Source organism: Paenibacillus sp. FSL R5-0923 (assembly GCF_038009145.1).
GTDB lineage: Bacteria > Bacillota > Bacilli > Paenibacillales > Paenibacillaceae > Paenibacillus_AQ.
The window spans coordinates 5,036,191-5,054,878 of the sequence record NZ_JBBPAT010000001.1; the positions used below are offsets into that span (position 1 = coordinate 5,036,191).

Here is an 18,688-nt window from a genome sequence, read left to right on the forward strand (position 1 = left end):
GAAAAATGATATTATGTACTTGTTCAAAGTTGATATATTAGCTAACAGCGATTTCAGGAGGGTACTTTCTTATGAGTCTGAGCCTACAAATGCTAGGAACTGGCAATGCTTTTGCAAAAAACTATTTTAACAATAATGGCTTGCTACTAGCTGATGATTATACCCTACTGATTGATTGCGGGATTACAGCTCCACTTGCCATGCATACCATCGGGAAATCCTTCCGTGACGTAAACGCTACTCTAATTACGCATATTCATGCGGACCATGTTGGAGGTCTGGAAGAGCTAGCACTTACACTAAAGCACGTATACGGGAAAACTATGAGATTACATTTACCTGAGACGCTTGTTGAGCCACTTTGGAACAACACCTTAAAGGGTGGATTATATCAAAAAGATGCAGTAGCCTCCCTGACCGATATCTTCGAGGTTAAACCTATGAAACCCGGAATTACGTACAAGCTCGCTCCTTCTCTTACGCTCGAGATCATACATACGCCGCATATTCCTGGCAAAGATAGCTATTCCCTTCTAATAAATAATGAGATTTTCTACAGCGCGGACATGACTTTTCAGCCGGATCTACTTATACGCCTTGTCCGTGAGCACGGCATCCGTATGATTCTGCATGACTGTCAGCTTGGTGGATCAGGTGTTGTTCACACCACACTGGAGGAGTTAATGTCATTACCTGAAGATGTTCGACGTATCATCAAGCTCATGCATTATAGCGATGAACAACCTCAATTCGTCGGGCTTACTGGAGAGATGGAGTTTATTGATCAGCATGTAATTTATAAACTCTGATTATGATTAAAAAAAGACCGTACATTGACGTCCGATGACGTATGTACGGTCTTTGCCTTTAGAACTATGAGAAACTCGGAAGATTATCCAAATTGTTGGTTGGATCCCCATCCGCGTCGCCGCGAATATAAGTTCCTCCGTCTTTACCTTTAAAAGCATTCACTCCGGCAATATTTCCGGCCTGTACTTCTTGAAGCGCTTGATCATACGCCAGGACACGTCCTGTAGAGGTCTGGAAACTGGTTAAATCTCCGTCTCCATTTTTCTGTACAGCTACGAAACTTTCGCGTTCGTTATTTGGCACTTCAGCTCGCCCCTTGCGCTTGGATTTGCCATCATATGGCACATCCTAGCTTGCTTCATGGAACGGTAAATTATGTGCACTATTTTTAAAGAGTTTTCTGCATCCGTACATGTAGAATACCTGCGTCATAAAAAGGTTCCGTAGAAATCACTTCATATCCTAGCTTCTTGTAGAAATTCTCAGCTTGGCACTGTGCATCAAGAATCGAAGCTTCCAGTCCAAGCTCCCGAGCAAGCTCTTCCATAGCTAGCAACAGAACACGTCCGTATCCTTTGACTCGATAATCTTTCAGTACGGCGATACGCTGCATTTTGGCTGTACCTGCTTTGTAATAAATCAATCTTCCCGTAGCCACAGGTACACCTTCATCTATAATTAGAATATGGTGCGCATTCGGACCGATAACATCGTATTCATCAATTTCTTCCTCAGCCGGTACCATTTGTTCCTCTACAAATACTTTGGTACGAATATCCAGCCCCATTTGAAGCTGTTCCTCTGTAGTTACCCGTAAGATTTCTGCCGCCATGTTAGTCCCAAACTCCTCTCTCTATGTATCCAACGATAGTTGTCTATTATATAAAAATTCGACTAGAAAGAAAAGCCTGAGCATGAGAAATCGTCTTCTACGCTGCTCTAATCTGCAGAATATACTTCTTCAGGAATCGAACGATTGTATGTGTCTTGCATCACTGGTGACAATGGAGGGTACTGACCTTTTGGCTTTCCATCTAGGTTGGTCATTTCTTTGATTTCCATGACTTTTGTTGGCTTCGCCTCGGAACATCCTCCCAAAACCATCAGTAACAGCAAACAAACGCCGACTTCCCATTTCAAAAATTTAGGCATGGTTTTACTCCTTTCACCGTTCAACTGCGGTTATTCTCATTACAGCTTTGACGGTTCATGAGTTTTATAAACCATTGGATCACTTCATTGCCCGATTCTAACCCTTATAGATTCACATTTCCAACGACATGGACCATGTACATCATTCCTGCCAGAAAGCCAGCTAATACAAAATAAGCGATACCGTATTTCCAGCGTGAGCTAACCGGCACATCGTAATACTTATCGTTCTCGTAGACCGAATAGCTGATATCACAATTCATCTTAAGATGAAGCCCATTCTCTAAGGTCACAGGCTCTAGCTGCGAGATACGTACCTTTTCAATGATGCATTGTTGCGGAAGCGTAGCTCTACCAATATAGTTCAGTTGATCCCATCTCACCCCTACATACTGCTGTCTTTCCAAATCACTATAAGTAGTAAAAGGTAAATCTCTTCTATGCTCTGGTCCTGGAATCATGTAGCCTGCATCTCTAAGTGGCTCTACTGGAATTAAGAAACTCTTCGTTACAGAATAAAGGCGATTGTTAGTGCGTCTCTTCACATATTTGTTATACAGATCGTAAGCAAATAACGCCCAAATAATAAAGAACAAGATCGAACGCATATAGATGATGATGGCTAAACCACCCACTAGCCCCACAAGCCACAGCCAACGCGTCACCGCGGTTGCAATACGGCCACCGTCAAGCGGGTGAATCGGCAGCAGATTGATCAGATTAAGTAAAAAACCTATATAAGCCAAGGAATAGAGAAGTGGACTATCCATGTAATAAGCCGCTCCAAAAACGGCTGTAGCCCCAATAGTTCCTAAGATCGGACCTCCAAAAGCAATATAAGCTTCCGTCTGGGCATCCAGCGGCTGTTTTTTCATTGTAATTAAAGCTCCCAAAAACGGTATAAACAGTGGAGCGCTGACTGGAAGCCCGATCCGTTTCGCTGCTATTACATGTCCTAATTCATGGACTAGCAAGAGCAGGACAAAGCCCACGGCAAACCCCCACGGGTAAATCAAAGCATAAGCCCATATTGAAATCATCATTGATATTAACGGCCCGGCAATTTTACCTATTTTCAGAAGAGACAAAATCGCCTTTCCTTTAAACAGGAGCATCGCCGCCCCGCCCCCCAACCATTTCCATGGCGTGGAAGAATTCTTTTTCTGCTCATTTTGCGGCAAGATCTCAAGCTCCTTTTTCTTTCAATTTTTATCTAACTGCTGTACATTACCCTCCATTTTATCATAAGCGCTTAAGGAGTATTTCCATAAAAAAGCACTCGGCTAAGTATACGACGCAACTTTTAGAATCGTTTCAACATCAAACAAACAGATAATGGATAATTTTCACTATTATTCAAGGAAAGACAGTAATTCCGCTTCAATCCCCCCCACCTCACACAAAATAACCCGAATTTTATGGTTACCCTATAGGCTAACGCCGTGAACGTTATAGGCTACGAACCATAGACTGTTATCAGGGTTATTCAATTGAGGAGGTTATTTATGGATACAAATGCAAATTTACATCAACAGGTCAGTTGGAATTGTATGAACAAATACGTTGGTATTACAACGACTGACGGTCAGTCCTTTGATGGCTTTATTGCCCATGTAGATCAAAACTATGTTACTCTTGCGGTTCCTAGCAACGAAATGGTAGAACGTTTAAACGGAATGCCTACACACGAATCGGCGTATAGACAATTTGGTTTCCGGCCTGGCTTTTTCCCAAGACGTCGCTTCTTTCCACGACGCATTCCTTTTTTCGGTATAAGCGATATATTTCTACTTCCGTTCTTTATCTGACGTAGCTCATGGGGATGGAGCGGCATCCCCTTTTCTTATTATTTTAAAGACTATGTAAACTATCATCCCTATAGATTGTAAAAAAAGAATTGCCATCCTACTCTATCGTATGGTATTATGAAATTCGTCGCAGGACGGTAGCTCAGCGGGAGAGCACTATCTTGACAGGGTAGGGGTCATGGGTTCGAACCCCATCCGTCCTATATCGAAAAGCCTTGAATTTCAAGGCTTTTTTTGTTTTCTATTCACTTATCATTCTATTAAAAACCCCTGTGAGACGAATTTGATACGAATCGCGATTACTTTTCGTATCAGTTCATGTGATCCTCTGGGAAAATATCATCGCTTCTACCCTCCAACCAATCACTAAATTCCGCTTTACTGATATATAATTCCCTTCCCACTTTTGCAACATGAAATACGTGGAAGCCTGTTTACAATCCTTTCAATTCTATCGCTGTCCATGCCATCTTCAGGCTCATGGAATCAGAGCCAAAAGAGAAAGAAGCCGCTACTGAAAGCAGCAGCAATATTCCTAGGAGTAAAAACAGACCGAAATACGATTTCCCTCTTAAATTAGGGATAACAGCTGTTTTATCATCTAGCTTTCTATTTTTTTCATACGTTGACACTAGCTTCTCAACTACAAAATCTAGCTGCTTATCAAGAGATTAGTTATCGGAATAATATGAAAAATCAATATATAGCCTTGCAGCTTGTCCCCAGGCTCCATCACAGCATGTCGAATATCCAGCACTTTAACGGCTGTATAATTCCATGCGGCAATATGATCTTCCAGCTTCATCTTGCATTTCACTCCGATCCGTTACACAATCTATTTAAGTTAATTACATCTTAAACAATGATAATGATTATCAATTAGTATTAGGCAGCTCTTCTATTTTGTCAATCGCTGTTTATTATCGTGCTTGCTGATAGCTTCGCATAAACTTCGAAAAGTCAAAAATAACATCGCCATGAATCTATAAACAACCACGAAAACCACTGGTCTAAGGTGTCCCCAACCTTTCCAATAACCTTCTTTGATGACATCAAATTCGCACAGCGTTGATTTCCATTCTTCTGGAACCGTTATCTCTCCTTATGGGGTCTCATCCCTATGATTCCTTATCTAAACGTTACTTGAACTAAACAGGAACAACCTCTCAACATTGCATCTCCTATAATTTAGCATTAATATAAAATAATGAGACTTACTGAAAATCGTTAATGAGTATCGTTTTGAGGATTATTGCATTTTCGCAAACTCACTAAGGAGTAGGAGTGTTTTTTATATGTTATAGGGGAAAACGAATATTGGGACCAATGACTGAAGCTGATGCTCTACGTGAATGGTTTACTCTTTCCGGTACAGTGAAGGACATTTATATTATTGAGGTTGATGAGAACAATAAAGTAAGGCGCCAGATTGGACCCACAAAGAAGAAAAAAAAATAAGCATAGCCTGCAGCAACCTACTATAACTTGATTGAAAAAGAGATAAAACGTAAAAAAGCCCCACCGACCTTTATTGGTTGATGGGGTGTTTTATTAAAATGGAAATTTAGTAAGCGAGAATATTAAGAGTACCATCCCAACAATCGAAGACAGAGCAGCCATTTTATCTTTAGTTTTAAAATAGGTAGCTCCTCCATTAAAAATCAGAGCTCCACACATCCCCATCATTGTCCAAGACATGATCACTTGATCCTGACCACGGAAAAATAGTATTGCCAGAATGATTGTTGCTGCACTAAATAAAATACCGAACAGCCTTAGTGCTTTCAGCAAAAAATCCCCTCCCGAAATATAATGGGCTAATGAATTTGCAGCTTACTCGATATTACAAGAAAAAATGTAGCCAATGGGCCACAAAGCAATGAAATTAAAAACCAGTTTAATCCACTCCTATTTTTACCTTGTGCTAACCCAGCATTTATTAATGCCAATGTACCCCATCCAACAAAATACCCGTTATCCATCACGCACACGACCTTTCAACATCATTTTATAGGAATACGATTATCCAATATAATGGTTTCATCATACATAGATTACCATTCCTATATCTGGTAGAATTAATTAGTATTTACTATCAGATTTAGGGGGATATAAGATTGAAAATAAAGACTTTTTTATGTATCGTTGCAACTATTGTACTTCTTACAGGATGTGGTAGCTCCAAATCAAATTCAGAGGAAAAGAATACAACATCTGCAGAAGTTACTCAGTCTGAAGCAACAGCTGACTCTTCAAAAACAGCTGCTGCAACACCAGTGCCAGAGAAGAAACTTTCAGAATCCGAGAAATTAGCTCTCGATTATGTGGAAATTTTCCTGAATGGTTCAGATATCGAAGCGAAAAAGAAGTTCGTATCCGAAAATATACTTCCTGATGTACAACCAATTTTTCAAATGGCTGAATCTACCGAGACACCTGAGAATAACAAACTTAAGAACGCTTCAGTAATAGAATCAGCTGATTATACAGACAAGGATGGTGGAAAAGATAAAATCGTCCTAATTCAAGGTGAAAAGTCGTCCTCCAATAGTGAACTTATAATTTTTATTAAGGATGATAAAATTGGTTGGGGATATTCGTCTAATGACAAGAATAAAGAAGCCTTTAACGAAATGAGAAAATTCTTCAAAGAGCCTGTAAATAACACATCTGATTCAGGTACAACTGAACAGTCTCCTGAAGCGACACTTAAAGAAATTAGTAATTTTGTCATTTCAGATATTTGGAATGTTGGATTTGTTGATATCAGTTGGTATGCAAGTTCAGGAACTAGCTCTACAGGTGAAGCCATAGATATAGATTTTACAATTGAACAATTAGGAAAAGCGATGCGTACAAAATTAGAATACGATAATTACATCAACAACCTGGATGCAAAATACGATTCAATTAAAAACATCTGGTCTAAGCTCTCTGGTGAGATTGATCGTATGTACAAGCAAATCCAAGATACTCCTCCTATAGCAAATGATGCTACCACTAAATTAGATACAGGAATATTCAATCAGTACCAGGATGCTTTTAGTGATGAGGTAGATAAATTATCCAATTCTTAGATTAAAATAAATCCCTGCCAACCCCTCAGGTTGCAGGGATTTATTTTACTTGCTGAGATTTCAACAACTACTTTATTCTTGTGGCGATAAGCTGGATCGTTTCATCAGAGTCTTTTACCAAACATTTCAAAGTAATGCCCAGGGCAAGTGAAAATAAAGAGATCATAAAACTAATGACTGTAATCATTGCTCCTCTTAAGTCATTTGTGAAATTATAACGCAAGATTTCTGAGAAGCTGCTAGTAGAAAAGAAAATTATAGTCAAAATAAAAAACAATCCAAAAACACAAAATAAAATGTTTGATATTTTATTAACTCTTTCAAAATAGCTCACATACTCAACTCCTCTGATCAAGATAATAATCCACCAAGACATAAATGGAACCGGCAATACCAAAAAGGATAATGGCTATACTACTATTCAAATGATATTCCTGTATAAAGCGTTCATCGTATGCCTTGTAAAAGAAAACATATCCCCCGATACCACTCAGAAGCAATATCATTATGTGGCTAATCAAAGGATTTGCAATCATTCGAACAACCCAAGAGAAAGGAAAAATTATGATTGGGTAAAGAACGGCTGAAAAAAGAAATGCTAAGAAAATAAAAACAAACCCTATATTTTGAAACCCATAGTATTCAGTCGTACTGATCTTATTTCCTTCCCATAGCTCTAATCCAAAAGTGGCCAAGGTGAATAAAATCATCGAAACAAACCATAACATAATATGCTTAACTACACGCAAAGTAATCCCACCAACTTTATGCTTTATATATCAGCCATTTTATTCATAAGTTCTATTGTTAAATCTGCTTCCAATAATCATTTAGCACTTGGTTCTATTGAAGTTAAAAAAGGTTTTTGCCCTATTCTACTATTATAGGAAACAAAGTACTCCTCATTTATATTAATCAACTTAAATATTCCTTTTGGGATTGTGACTGTAGTTTGATCACCGCTCATATTTTGTACTACTATTTCTCTTTTATCTACTGACACTACATTAACAACAGCAGATGTACTTGCCATCAAAAGGTACCATATTATAAATAAAAAAATGATCAAAGGAAGAAATGAGAAGATTTTACAATTATTCATATCTATCACCTCAGAGTAAGGATCATCTAATGCCATTGCCGAACAATTCTTGTATGTATTTTCCCGACATATATTCTCTAAATTCTTTATCTAATAAGTATATTTCATCTTGTTTTATCCACTGGTAGTTAAAAACAGTTCCACAGTCCTCTCCTTCACCCTCTACAGTGAATCTCCACTTTTCAGGTAATCTTGTTTCTGGAATCAGAAGGTAGTCATGTCTTTCAACATTTGCATCTATATAATCCTTATAATAATATTGTGTTCCTATTTTCTTTACTAATTTAAATTGTTTAAGTCCACTTTCTTCTTGAATTTCCCTGAATAAGGCTTCTTCTTCTGTTTCCCCGGCATCGACATTACCACCTACTAATCTAAAGGGTACTTCTGGTACATTAAGATAAACTAATAAGGTCTTTTCTCCAACTTCATTGTCTTGCAAAATAAATCCGTATACCTTCTTTCTAATCGGTTTCCCTATCTTCATCGTGTCCCCCTATTTAGCTTCTTATAAACGAAAATAAAAAAGTATTTGATCATTGATCAAATACTTGCTCAGTCGTACGGTGTTATGAATATATGCTCCCTTGTGGTCATCTACGTTTACGCCATTCGAAAATCCCATAAATTTACTTTATTGTATTCTGAAAACCTAAATTAAACAAGAGTAACTCTTTAATTCTCACCGCTGATCAAAATAGCACTCCGCTTCTGTTTAGCACATTACAATCTATTGTGCATTTTATATAGAGAAGCTTAATAGAAAGGGGTGGATCAGAATGGCAACTCGTCAACCTGATTTGGTATTGATCACTTGGAGCAGAAATCCTTTGGTTCGTGGCTCTGCACGTAGGATTATTTCTGTCCGCATCATTGGAAATGCTGAGCCTTGCCGACCTAGCTTAAGACCCAATGGGCTACTCGACACTGCCTTAGCTTGTTTATTAGATAATGACATTGGTTTTAAAGTGGTGTTTCGTAAAAAAACTTCAAGGATTAGCGGCTATTTGCTGTTACAACGCCATTAATATTTTCAGAGGGCAGCTAAGTTGCTGCTCTTTTTTAACGTTGAATAGAACCTGAATCTGATCGAAATTAGGTGAGTCCATGAACTTACAAGATGTAAAGAAGAGCTATGATTTAATCGTAAGCTTAGGTATGTCTTGTGCTCCTGCTATAAATATGCAAAGAAATAACTTGAGAACATTCTCCATGCCTCTCGACTGGATGATTTCTTATTCATTAACTGATGTAAACAGACTTTATAAAAATAGATTTCATAATTTCATGGAGTTAACAAATCTGCAAATGCTCGAAGAGACACATTTTTTTCTAGAGGATGGAGTGCCCGCTTATCCTAATGGAAACAAGAATGCGTTAGTGAAATCGTATTTTATTCAGGATACCTTTTATAACATTATCTCTGTACATGATTTTCCTATCACCTTGGGTAAACATTGGTCTACGACCTATCCATCTTATAAAGCAAAGCTGGATTTACGAATTAAGAGATTTTGGGACAAATTACTAAGCAGTAAAAAAATTCTATTCATTAGATGGTTCGCCACATACGAACAGACTGTAGAGCTACAAGCGATTTTGTCTGATATATTAAAACCGAACGAATTCACTGTCCTTATCCTTTATCCCGTTCGTGAATTAACATCAGTACGAGAAATCCATTGGAATATTAATCATATTTTTGTGTTAGAATTTCCTGATGATATGAACGATTATGATAGCTGGGATTATATTTTGAAAGATATACAAATAACGCGCGATTAATTTATCTCTTATTAAAAAATGACCCTCACATGGGTCATTAATGTTGACGGTTTCGGTCGATCAAATGATTAATCATTTCTTGCGCAGCAAAAGCATATGGATTCAGATATAACCTACTGATACTTACAAATATAGCAATAGGGTTACTGACTCCAAAATCGCTTTGGCTCCAAAGTGATTTTGGATTTGTAAGTTCAGGCTCTACAAGATCATACTTTTCCATCAGCCTTTCCTTTGTTCCACTATCCATTACAGCTCCGTTTCCTTTATCCGCAAAGACTGCTCCTGATGAAAAACACGCCATGATCAGAACAAAGGAAAAAATGAGTATTGCTAGTTTCTTTTTACACATAATACAGCTCCTAATTCTTTCTATGGTCTACACTAAACTCTAAACCTTGTACCAACTCAAATATTTCTCGGGTAATCGCAGGAAATCTATGTATTCGACATTCTTGATCAGTTCTAGATCATATTCTATAAAAATAATGGGATAAAAAGTATTAAATTCTATAATACACCTTTCTCCATATAAAAACAAAAGCACCCCACAGCTATAATTAGTAGGGTACTTTTGAATAATTCTCCATATTTACAATACCAACATCCCAATAAATATTCTATGGGGTTGGAGTTCCGCCATTGGCATTTAGCGTTTCGCCACTAATATAGCTCGATTCCTGGCTAGCAAGAAATACATAAGCCGGAGCCATCTCTGCAGGCTGTCCCGGACGGCCTAGTGGTGTGCTCGCACCGAACTCCTTCAGCACTTCCTCTGGTTGCCCACCCACCACCTGAAGAGGTGTCCATACGGGACCTGGCGCCACTACATTGACTCGAATCCCCTTACCAGCGACTTGCTGAGCGAGAGATTTACTGAATGTATTGATCGCAGCCTTGGTCGTCGCGTAGTCCAACAGGATGGGCGAAGGGTTATAGGCTTGAATGGAAGAAGTGTTGATGATGGCGCTACCCGGTTGCATATGTTTCACTGCCGCTTTACACAGCCAGAACATAGCATATACGTTCGTTTTAAAGGTATCGTCAAAATGCTTCGTAGTAAGATCAGCAATATCGGGGACGAATTGCTGTTTGCCCGCTACATTGGCTAAAATATCAATCCCACCCAGCTGCTTGACCGCAGTATCGACGAGCTGTTCACAGTACTCCTCGTCCTTAAGATCACCTGGGATGGCGATTGCGGTTCGTCCTGCTTCCTGCACCAGCTTGAGAACCTGCTTTGCATCTTCTTCTTCCTCCGGCATGTAGGATAAGACAACATCTGCGCCTTCACGAGCAAAAGCAATCGCAACAGCTCGGCCTATCCCGCTGTCTGCCCCTGTAACAATCGCTTTTCGTCCAGTCAGACGTCCGGTGCCTTGATAGGTATCTTCACCTGTATCAGGCACGGGATTCATCTTCTTCTGAAGCCCCGGCTCTTGTTGCTGCTGTTGAAATTCTGGTCCTGCCTTGGTGTACTGAGTGGTAGGATCTTGCATCGTATATTGGTTAGACATCGATCAATTCCTCCTTTATTTTTAAAAAACCATTTTTTATTTAACGAACTCTTTTTTATGTAAACACAACAGTACACCGCTAAACATACCTCATCGATAGCATAGTCCTGAATATTTCCACAAAAAATACCCCAACTACCTGTTAAGGTGGCTAGGGTATCTCATACTTTAAGTATCATTAATCATTTAATGGCCTTAAATTTCCTCTGACCTGTCTGGAACCGACTCATAACGAGTACGTATTTCACGATTTTTAGCGTAGATGTATAAATCTAAAGCCACTATTCCTCTACGTGCCAATTTTACTAGCAGGACGAAGAAGTAGATTCCCAAGCCAATTGATATCAACCAAATTAAAAAGAACAAAACACCTACTCCCCCTCCGAAAAAAAGACCTGTGTGTTCCATACGATTTATCCGCTCCTTAAGCAATTTTCATTTTTTATCAGTCTATATTGCGTAAGCTTAAATAAATATATGGAAACTCACACATGAATCGGGACACCCTCCATACAGTTTCGCGTATACATTACATAAAGGAGTGATAAATCATGGGCTTTTTTATTTTCCTCTTTGTTCTGTTAGCGCTACTTAACATCTTTTTCCCACGATTCGGATGGTACATGAGATACGGATGGATGGTCAAAGGTGACGTTGAGCCAAGTGAGGCTTATTTATTAATGACCCGCGTCAGCAGTATAGTGGCACTTATTGTCCTCTTTTTTATCTGGTCTAGTTTCTGACTTATCCTAACGCTCTTAATACATCCTCAATCTTACGCTGATGCGACAATACGCCGTAATTCATCCAGGCCATGAAATCCACCTCATATACGCTGCCGTTACGTACAGCAGGCAAGTTGCGCCAGAGTTGTGTATCCAGCAGTTCCCGTCCTCCCCCTTCAAGCTGATCAAAGGTAATAAACAAATGATCCGCAGTCAGATTGGCAAGCTCTTCTTTTGTCAGGTTCACCCGATTCTTTCCACGGGTCAACTTCCGAACCAAGCTATGGGGTTGCAAGCCCAAATCATGATGAAGCACGCTTCCTGTATACCCCAAATCCTCACATCCATAGAGAGTGATTCCGTAGACTGAGATTCTTAAACAAGCTATGGTCTGACTATAGACGGAACTGGTAAGCAGCTGCTTGGCTTGCTGTGCCTGATGCTCATAATTGTCGATCACTTCCTGGACACGTTCCGTTCTGCCAAAGACGGCTGCTGCGGAATACAATGTGGCACGCCAATCCTCTTGATGAACAGGCAGCTTGAACAACGGAGCGATCCGGCTGCACTCCTCCAGATGCCAACGATGAAAGCCATTATCCAGCAAGATCAATTCGGGCGTATACCGGGAGAGCTCCTGCCAATTACGAGTCGAAATATCTACCTCAGGCACATTGTGGAGAGCCAAGTACTCTTGTTTCCCCCACTCGGCGTGAGAATATTGCGCCACAGGCGTAATATCCAGAGCCAATAGATAATCTTCCAAAAAAGGAGCAAACACCCTCAACCCATCCTGATGGAAGCTTCTGTATTGGCCTGGAGTAACACCCACCGATCTTTTAAAACGCCGATTAAAATAATACTCATTACTATATCCGACGGATACCGCGATATCATGCATACGGTCATTCGTCAGCAGTAGCTGCTGCTGCGCTCTTTCGATACGAAGCCCGTTCAAATGCTCCAAGGGAACCCTCCCTGTCACCTCTTTAAATGTTTGTGTGTAACGCGCACGTGTAATACCTGCTACTTCAGCCAACTGATCGACGGTTACGGCTTGGTTATAATGCTCCTCCATGTAGTGAATGGAACGCTGTATTGCCTCATGATCACCCGTGACCTGAACGAAAGAGGAATTTGCACGCATGATTAGCAGCAGCAGCTCCTGAAAGCGCGTATGGCCTGCGAACCATTCGATCTCATCTGTGCTTCTACGGCTATTGTAGATAGCCTCTAGCAGTAATTTACATTGTGAAAAGGGTCTACAGCTTAACAAACCAGATCGAAGGATGTCCTCTTTAGTCCTTCCTTCTATTTCACTCTGCCTGTTTTCCCCGGTTTCGATGATTTCAAAAGTAAGCCGATAAAAGCTAAGCCCCCGCTCCTCGGCATTGATTTTGCTTAATAACCCTGGTTCGAACAAGAACCCAGTACCTTTTTCCAGTGGAAACTGCCTCAACTCAGCCTCAACATACCCCTGTCCTTCCGATACAATGAGTAGTGTATGATCCTGAAACACCTCACACTGTCCGCTTCCTGACAGGGATAGGGTTTCTATATTTATCAAGCTATAGAATAGCTTCCTTCTATTGCTGTCTTGCAAATCTTTTGCCATTCTCCCGCCCCCAATTGAGAACCATTTTCATTCACTTCAGTGTAAAACAAAAAAGAAGGTCTATCAAGGGTGCTGATAGACCTTCTTTTTGCTATTCCTTCAAGGCAGCTGCCATTTATTTCACCATAGCTTCCAGCAGGTCATCAAGCTTCATCGAATTGGCCGTGATGGCACCAGTCTGCCAGTGGGAACGTTCCATTCTATAAACATTCCCGTTCTTCACTGCGGGTAGGCTCTTCCACAGCGGCCCATCAAGAATTTGGATCGCTTCCTGATTTCCTTCAGTATCCCAGCCCCCGTTGTCAGGGAATACGATGATATGATCCGCTTCGAGCTGAGGAATAAGTTCTTCGGAAATAATAGATTGATATTCGGTCATTTCTGCAGCCATAGGCACGGGTGTCAGGCCAAATTGAGAATAAATCACACCGATAAAACGGTTTTTAACACCGAACAAAGCAAAGGTCTTATCCGCTACGTTGAGCCGGATCACTGCTACTTTTTCTTGCCCCAGAGCCTGTTGCAGTTTAGCTTTTCCATCTGCCACTTTCTGATCATACTCGGCGAGCACAGCCTCAGCCTTCTCCGGAATACCGAGCGCATCTGCAATCGCTGTAAGCACTTGTCTTGAGTCCTGCAGCGCCGCCTCAGGGAGACGATACGTTGGTGCTATCTTGGAATATTGTTCATACCTCGTCGCATCCGCGCCTCCGTCCGCAATAATCAAGTCAGGGTCTTTCTCCAACAACGCTTCCAAGCTTCCGGTGATATCAAATTCTGGCACATCGAGATTTAAGTAATCCTGTTTGCCCCAGCTTGGATGATACCACTGAACCACCGGGGTAATCCCCAATGCCTTCAAATAATCTTCAAGGTAAATCCCGGCCACCCGTTTAGGGTTGACTGGAATCTCAACATCTCCGAATTCCCCTGTAATCGTCCGAGTTGCAACCTCTTCCGAAGCATTTCCACTTCCTGCGCTCGGTGTGCTGCTAGCTGAGGTTGATTCCTCTGCATTCTCTGTTTTAGCAACATTATCTTTCGTAGTATTGCTATTCGTTCCGCATGCCGCCAGCGCGGTCAATGCCATAATAAGTACTGCTGACCATAAAAACTTCCGACCCCATCTTACCATTATCCCTTCACTCCAATGCTATATTTTCATTGATTATCATTCTCAATAATCATTATCACAATAGTAGCATGACTTTTATAGCTTTCAATGCACTTTCTCTGCAAAAATCTTATACAAACTATTAACTAGTTTCTTCCCTTCTTCACAAATTTCTTATTATTTACGATTGATTTATACAATGCTTTCGCTTACAATAAACTCATAAACGCGCGTTTATGAAAAGAGGGGAAACATGCGCAGCGAAGATATAGCTAAGTTGGCCGGGGTTTCCCGAAGTACGGTATCCCGCGTGATCAACAATTATTCCAACGTCCCTGAAGAGACCCGGGCCAAAGTGCTGCGGGTGATTGAGCAACATCAGTACGAACCGAACAGCTTTGCAAGGGCTTTAGCCGGTAAGAAGACCGATACGATCGGACTCTTCGCCATCAGTATGAACGAGAAGGAGAATACTACCCGAATTTATCAGAACAATTACTTTGCTCCATTCGTTGATGCCGTAGTCGATACCTCGAATGCCCGCGGATGTTATGTACTGATTCATACGGTTTACTCTCCCGACGATTTCATCAAGGTAAAGCAAGCTTTTCTTCAAAAACGGATTGACGGCGGTATCATTGTCGGCACTCAGAAGGATATTAATATCGTCCGAGAAATGGTAGGGCTCGACTCTCCTCTCGTATTAATTGATTATGATATTTCTGAGATTATGTCGGAGCATCTTGACCGCAATCATCTGGCCATTGTGAACTCCAAAGATTACGAGGGCACCACAGAAGCGATTGAATATTTGATCTCTCTGGGTCATCAAGAGATTGGCATCATCTGTGGGCAAATGAATACGTACTCTGGACGAGAGCGTTATACGGCTTATGAAGATACGCTGAAGAAACATGGCCTGCCTGTAAATGAGAGATTTAATCTGAAAGGTGATTTTCTGAAAGAGACTGCTTACGAAGAGGTTAAGAAGCTCCTTGCTTCTGGAGAACCTTTGCCAACGGCCTTCTTCTCCTCCAACGATGATATGGCTATATCAGCGATGGAAGCGTTCTCCGAACACGGAATCATTGTCCCTGAAGATCTCTCCATGGTTGGATTTGATGACATTCAGCTAGCATCCCGTATTCAACCTAAGCTGACCTCTGTACGCTTGCCGATCTATGAAATGTCTAAGGCTGCAGTTGAAAAAGTAATCGAGCTGTGTGATTCACAGCAGCCGACGTTTAGCACGATCAGCTTTCCAGCTCGTTTAGTGGAGAGAGATTCCTGTCAATCGCCGAAAAAATAGCTTAAGATCAATCCTTCGCTGAAGAAATCTACATATTTTTCCGTGAAGCTGCTATTTGATTCGGTATCGAAACTACTGCTTTAATTGTCCTGCTTAAAAGCATTGAAAAAACTCCCTTCCCTCGAGGGAATTTTTTCTGAAACTTATAAACGCGCGTTCACAATCGAAAGGAGACTTTCTCACATGAAATTCGGAACCTTTGACGACACTCGAAAAGAGTATGTAATTAACACACCTAAAACCCCTTACCCTTGGATTAACTATCTTGGTAATGAGCAATTTTTCGGACTTATTTCCAATACAGCTGGTGGCTACACCTTCTATAGAGATGCTCGTCTCAGAAGATTGACCCGTTACCGTTATAACAATATCCCACTGGATACCGGCGGCCGCTACTACTATCTTTATGATGATGGTGATTTCTGGACCCCAGGCTGGATGCCAGTAAAACGTGATCTCGACTTCTACGAATGCCGTCACGGTCTTGGCTACACTTCCATTACTGGCGAACGGAACGGAATTTCTGTGAACCAGCTTGCTTTTGTCCCTATGGGTCATAATGCAGAAGTACATCGTCTTGTAGTGAAGAACACGGGCTCTGCTAAAAAATCCGTGAAACTGTTCTCTTTTGCAGAGTTCTGTCTCTGGAATGCACAAGATGATATGACTAACTTCCAACGCAATCTCAGCACCGGTGAGGTTGAAGTGAAGGATTCCGTTATCTATCACAAAACTGAATATCGTGAGCGCAGAAATCACTATGCTTTCTACTCCGTAAATAAAGAAATCGCTGGTTTCGATACTGATCGTGAAGCTTTCGTAGGGATGTACAACGGTCTGGAAAGCCCACAAGCTGTAGTTGCAGGCGAACCTACTAACTCCGTAGCTAGCGGCTGGTCCCCTATCGGATCACACGCACTTAACATTACGCTTGAACCAGGTGAAGAACAAAGCTTCATCTTTGTACTCGGCTACATCGAGAACCCTGAAGAAGATAAATGGGAATCCCTGAATGTAATCAACAAAAAACCAGCAGAAGCTATGATCGCACAATTTGCTACAGATGCTCAAGTAGATGCTGCACTCGCTGCACTTGCTGCTCACTGGGATAACCTGCTGTCTAAATATCAAATCCAAAGCGGTGACGAGAAACTGGATCGCATGGTTAACATCTGGAATCCATATCAATGTATGGTTACCTTCAACATGTCCCGTTCTGCTTCCTACTTTGAATCCGGTATTGGCCGTGGTATGGGCTTCCGTGATTCTAACCAAGACTTGCTCGGATTTGTTCATCAAATTCCTGAACGTGCTAAAGAACGTATTCTCGATATTGCGGCAACACAATTTGAAGATGGCAGTGCCTATCACCAATACCAACCGCTCACTAAAAAAGGGAACAACGAAGTCGGCACCGGCTTTAACGATGATCCGCTTTGGTTGATCCTAGGAACGGCTGCTTACATTAAAGAAACTGGTGATACCTCGATTCTTGATGAGCAGGTTCCTTTTGACAGTGATCCGAATAACACCGCTACGCTGTTTGAGCACTTGAAACGTTCCTTCGAGCATGTAACTAACAATCTCGGACCTCACGGCTTGCCGCTGATCGGGCGCGCAGACTGGAATGACTGCTTGAACCTCAACTGCTTCTCTACTGAGCCAGGTGAATCTTTCCAAACTACTGCCAACATCGAAGGTCGCGTTGCGGAATCTGTATTTATCGCGGGTCTGTTCGTCTTCGTTGGACCGGACTATGCTGAAATCTGCCGGATGCGCGGACTTAACGATGTAGCTGTGGATGCTGAAGCTAAGATTGACAACATGAAAGAAATCACATTGACGCACGGCTTCGATGGCGATTGGTTCCTGCGTGCTTATGATCACTATGGCGACAAGATCGGTTCCAAAGAAAATGAAGAAGGTAAAATCTTCATCGAACCACAAGGGATCTGCGTAATGGCCGGTATCGGTGTGGAAAATGGTCAAGCTGAAAAAGCTCTATCATCCGTACAAGAGCATTTGGATACTAAATACGGTATCGTATTGCAACAGCCACCGTATTCCAAGTACTATCTGAACCTGGGTGAAATTTCTACGTACCCTCCGGGCTACAAAGAAAATGCCGGTATTTTCTGCCATAATAACCCTTGGATCATGATCGCTGAAACTGTACTTGGACATGGCGACAGAGCGTTTGAAATTTACGCAAAAATTGCTCCTGCTTACCTGGAGGATATCAGCGAAATTCACCGCACAGAGCCTTATGTCTACTCCCAAATGATCGCAGGTAAAGATGCCGTTCGTCACGGGGAAGCTAAAAACTCCTGGTTGACTGGTACTGCTGCATGGAACTATGTAGCCATCACTCAATCGATCCTTGGCATCCAAGCGGATTTCAATGGTCTGAAGATCGATCCTTGTATTCCTACTGAATGGGATAGCTTTGAAATCACACGCGTCTTCCGTGGAGATACTTATGTGATTCAAATCAAGAACCCGAACCATGTATCCAAAGGTGTAGTTAGTCTTACCCTGGATGGCACAGCTGTCGAAGGTAACATCATTGCTCCAGTTGGAGACGGTGCAGTACACCACGTAGTTGTAGAACTGGGTTAAAAAAATCCGCTCAACCGTTCACTTGAACGATTGGGCGGATCTATAATTAACGCTG

General features: G+C 41.3%; 24 protein-coding genes and 1 tRNA gene. 10 read left to right on the plus strand and 15 right to left on the minus strand.

Annotated elements, in window-relative coordinates:
* Positions 1-71: 71 nt before the first annotated feature.
* Positions 72-809 carry an MBL fold metallo-hydrolase gene (locus tag MKX35_RS22595; RefSeq protein WP_076299472.1) on the plus strand — a complete coding sequence of 246 codons (738 nt, stop codon included), beginning with the start codon at positions 72-74 and terminating at the stop codon, positions 807-809.
* A gap of 64 nt (positions 810-873) precedes the next feature.
* Here MKX35_RS22595 and MKX35_RS22600 read toward each other — a convergent pair whose 3' ends face one another.
* From MKX35_RS22600 to MKX35_RS22615, 4 genes are all read right to left on the minus strand, one after another.
* Positions 874-1,113: a DUF3892 domain-containing protein gene (locus tag MKX35_RS22600; RefSeq protein ID WP_042187294.1), complete on the minus strand. Its 240-nt coding sequence runs from the start codon at positions 1,111-1,113 to the stop codon at positions 874-876.
* A gap of 85 nt (positions 1,114-1,198) precedes the next feature.
* Positions 1,199-1,642: a GNAT family N-acetyltransferase gene (locus MKX35_RS22605; protein WP_042187292.1), complete on the minus strand. Its 444-nt coding sequence runs from the start codon at positions 1,640-1,642 to the stop codon at positions 1,199-1,201.
* 107 nt (positions 1,643-1,749) lie between these two features.
* Complete coding sequence (locus tag MKX35_RS22610; RefSeq protein WP_076282950.1) at positions 1,750-1,962, minus strand: hypothetical protein; 213 nt, start codon at positions 1,960-1,962, stop codon at positions 1,750-1,752.
* A 104-nt stretch (positions 1,963-2,066) separates the two neighbouring features.
* Positions 2,067-3,143, minus strand: a complete 1,077-nt coding sequence (locus MKX35_RS22615) for a site-2 protease family protein (RefSeq protein WP_076299473.1) — start codon at positions 3,141-3,143, stop codon at positions 2,067-2,069.
* Between the two features lie 324 nt (positions 3,144-3,467).
* Here MKX35_RS22615 and MKX35_RS22620 point away from each other — a divergent pair, with 324 nt between their 5' ends.
* Together MKX35_RS22620 and MKX35_RS22625 are read left to right on the plus strand one after the other, a co-directional pair.
* A complete protein-coding gene (locus MKX35_RS22620; RefSeq protein ID WP_042187286.1) occupies positions 3,468-3,770 on the plus strand; it encodes a hypothetical protein in 303 nt (100 codons plus the stop codon).
* Between the two features lie 131 nt (positions 3,771-3,901).
* Positions 3,902-3,973 (plus strand) — tRNA-Val (locus MKX35_RS22625).
* Between the two features lie 231 nt (positions 3,974-4,204).
* On the opposite strand, the gene MKX35_RS22630 is transcribed toward MKX35_RS22625, so the two are convergent.
* Both MKX35_RS22630 and MKX35_RS22635 read right to left on the minus strand, forming a co-directional pair.
* Positions 4,205-4,402 (minus strand): hypothetical protein, encoded by a 198-nt coding sequence (locus MKX35_RS22630; RefSeq protein ID WP_042187285.1) that lies wholly within the window; start codon positions 4,400-4,402, stop codon positions 4,205-4,207.
* A 20-nt stretch (positions 4,403-4,422) separates the two neighbouring features.
* Positions 4,423-4,587, minus strand: coding sequence for a hypothetical protein (locus MKX35_RS22635; protein WP_341044433.1), 165 nt, complete (start codon positions 4,585-4,587; stop codon positions 4,423-4,425).
* A gap of 500 nt (positions 4,588-5,087) precedes the next feature.
* On the opposite strand from MKX35_RS22635, the gene MKX35_RS22640 reads away from it, so the two are divergent.
* Entirely contained in the window at positions 5,088-5,228 is a 141-nt protein-coding gene (locus tag MKX35_RS22640; protein WP_156113100.1) for a hypothetical protein, read from the plus strand.
* Positions 5,229-5,321: 93 nt separating this feature from the next.
* Here MKX35_RS22640 and MKX35_RS22645 read toward each other — a convergent pair whose 3' ends face one another.
* Positions 5,322-5,561, minus strand: a complete 240-nt coding sequence (locus MKX35_RS22645) for a hypothetical protein (protein WP_076282962.1) — start codon at positions 5,559-5,561, stop codon at positions 5,322-5,324.
* Between the two features lie 326 nt (positions 5,562-5,887).
* Here MKX35_RS22645 and MKX35_RS22650 point away from each other — a divergent pair, with 326 nt between their 5' ends.
* Entirely contained in the window at positions 5,888-6,847 is a 960-nt protein-coding gene (locus MKX35_RS22650; protein ID WP_076282963.1) for a hypothetical protein, read from the plus strand.
* A 67-nt stretch (positions 6,848-6,914) separates the two neighbouring features.
* On the opposite strand, the gene MKX35_RS22655 is transcribed toward MKX35_RS22650, so the two are convergent.
* From MKX35_RS22655 to MKX35_RS22670, 4 genes are all read right to left on the minus strand, one after another.
* A complete protein-coding gene (locus tag MKX35_RS22655; RefSeq protein ID WP_076282964.1) occupies positions 6,915-7,181 on the minus strand; it encodes a hypothetical protein in 267 nt (88 codons plus the stop codon).
* A 4-nt stretch (positions 7,182-7,185) separates the two neighbouring features.
* Positions 7,186-7,596, minus strand: coding sequence for a hypothetical protein (locus MKX35_RS22660; RefSeq protein WP_081382869.1), 411 nt, complete (start codon positions 7,594-7,596; stop codon positions 7,186-7,188).
* Between the two features lie 77 nt (positions 7,597-7,673).
* Positions 7,674-7,985, minus strand: coding sequence for a hypothetical protein (locus MKX35_RS22665; protein ID WP_076299474.1), 312 nt, complete (start codon positions 7,983-7,985; stop codon positions 7,674-7,676).
* Positions 7,972-8,436 (minus strand): NUDIX domain-containing protein, encoded by a 465-nt coding sequence (locus MKX35_RS22670; RefSeq protein ID WP_076282966.1) that lies wholly within the window; start codon positions 8,434-8,436, stop codon positions 7,972-7,974. Before MKX35_RS22670 ends, MKX35_RS22665 begins: the two co-directional genes overlap by 14 nt.
* A gap of 292 nt (positions 8,437-8,728) precedes the next feature.
* Here MKX35_RS22670 and MKX35_RS22675 point away from each other — a divergent pair, with 292 nt between their 5' ends.
* Both MKX35_RS22675 and MKX35_RS22680 read left to right on the plus strand, forming a co-directional pair.
* Positions 8,729-8,977, plus strand: a complete 249-nt coding sequence (locus MKX35_RS22675; protein ID WP_076299475.1) for a hypothetical protein — start codon at positions 8,729-8,731, stop codon at positions 8,975-8,977.
* Positions 8,978-9,056: 79 nt separating this feature from the next.
* Positions 9,057-9,734 carry a DUF1796 family putative cysteine peptidase gene (locus MKX35_RS22680; RefSeq protein WP_076299476.1) on the plus strand — a complete coding sequence of 226 codons (678 nt, stop codon included), beginning with the start codon at positions 9,057-9,059 and terminating at the stop codon, positions 9,732-9,734.
* Between the two features lie 37 nt (positions 9,735-9,771).
* Here the strand turns inward: MKX35_RS22680 and MKX35_RS22685 are convergent, their stop codons facing one another.
* Together MKX35_RS22685 and MKX35_RS22690 are read right to left on the minus strand one after the other, a co-directional pair.
* Complete coding sequence (locus tag MKX35_RS22685; protein ID WP_076299477.1) at positions 9,772-10,086, minus strand: hypothetical protein; 315 nt, start codon at positions 10,084-10,086, stop codon at positions 9,772-9,774.
* Positions 10,087-10,354: 268 nt separating this feature from the next.
* Entirely contained in the window at positions 10,355-11,251 is an 897-nt protein-coding gene (locus MKX35_RS22690) for an SDR family oxidoreductase (RefSeq protein ID WP_076282970.1), read from the minus strand.
* Positions 11,252-11,802: 551 nt separating this feature from the next.
* Between MKX35_RS22690 and MKX35_RS22695 the strand changes: the two genes are divergently transcribed.
* On the plus strand, positions 11,803-11,994 hold the full coding sequence (locus tag MKX35_RS22695; protein WP_042187270.1) for a DUF6199 family natural product biosynthesis protein: 192 nt from the start codon (positions 11,803-11,805) through the stop codon (positions 11,992-11,994).
* A 1-nt stretch (position 11,995) separates the two neighbouring features.
* Here MKX35_RS22695 and MKX35_RS22700 read toward each other — a convergent pair whose 3' ends face one another.
* Both MKX35_RS22700 and MKX35_RS22705 read right to left on the minus strand, forming a co-directional pair.
* The gene (locus tag MKX35_RS22700; protein WP_076282971.1) at positions 11,996-13,591 is read right to left on the minus strand and encodes a helix-turn-helix domain-containing protein; all 1,596 of its coding nucleotides are present in this window, start codon (positions 13,589-13,591) and stop codon (positions 11,996-11,998) included.
* Positions 13,592-13,706: 115 nt separating this feature from the next.
* Positions 13,707-14,726 (minus strand): ABC transporter substrate-binding protein, encoded by a 1,020-nt coding sequence (locus tag MKX35_RS22705; RefSeq protein WP_076282972.1) that lies wholly within the window; start codon positions 14,724-14,726, stop codon positions 13,707-13,709.
* A gap of 232 nt (positions 14,727-14,958) precedes the next feature.
* On the opposite strand from MKX35_RS22705, the gene MKX35_RS22710 reads away from it, so the two are divergent.
* Positions 14,959-16,014, plus strand: a complete 1,056-nt coding sequence (locus MKX35_RS22710; RefSeq protein WP_076299478.1) for a LacI family DNA-binding transcriptional regulator — start codon at positions 14,959-14,961, stop codon at positions 16,012-16,014.
* Between the two features lie 183 nt (positions 16,015-16,197).
* Entirely contained in the window at positions 16,198-18,633 is a 2,436-nt protein-coding gene (locus MKX35_RS22715) for a GH36-type glycosyl hydrolase domain-containing protein (RefSeq protein WP_076282974.1), read from the plus strand.
* Positions 18,634-18,688: the final 55 nt, after the last annotated feature.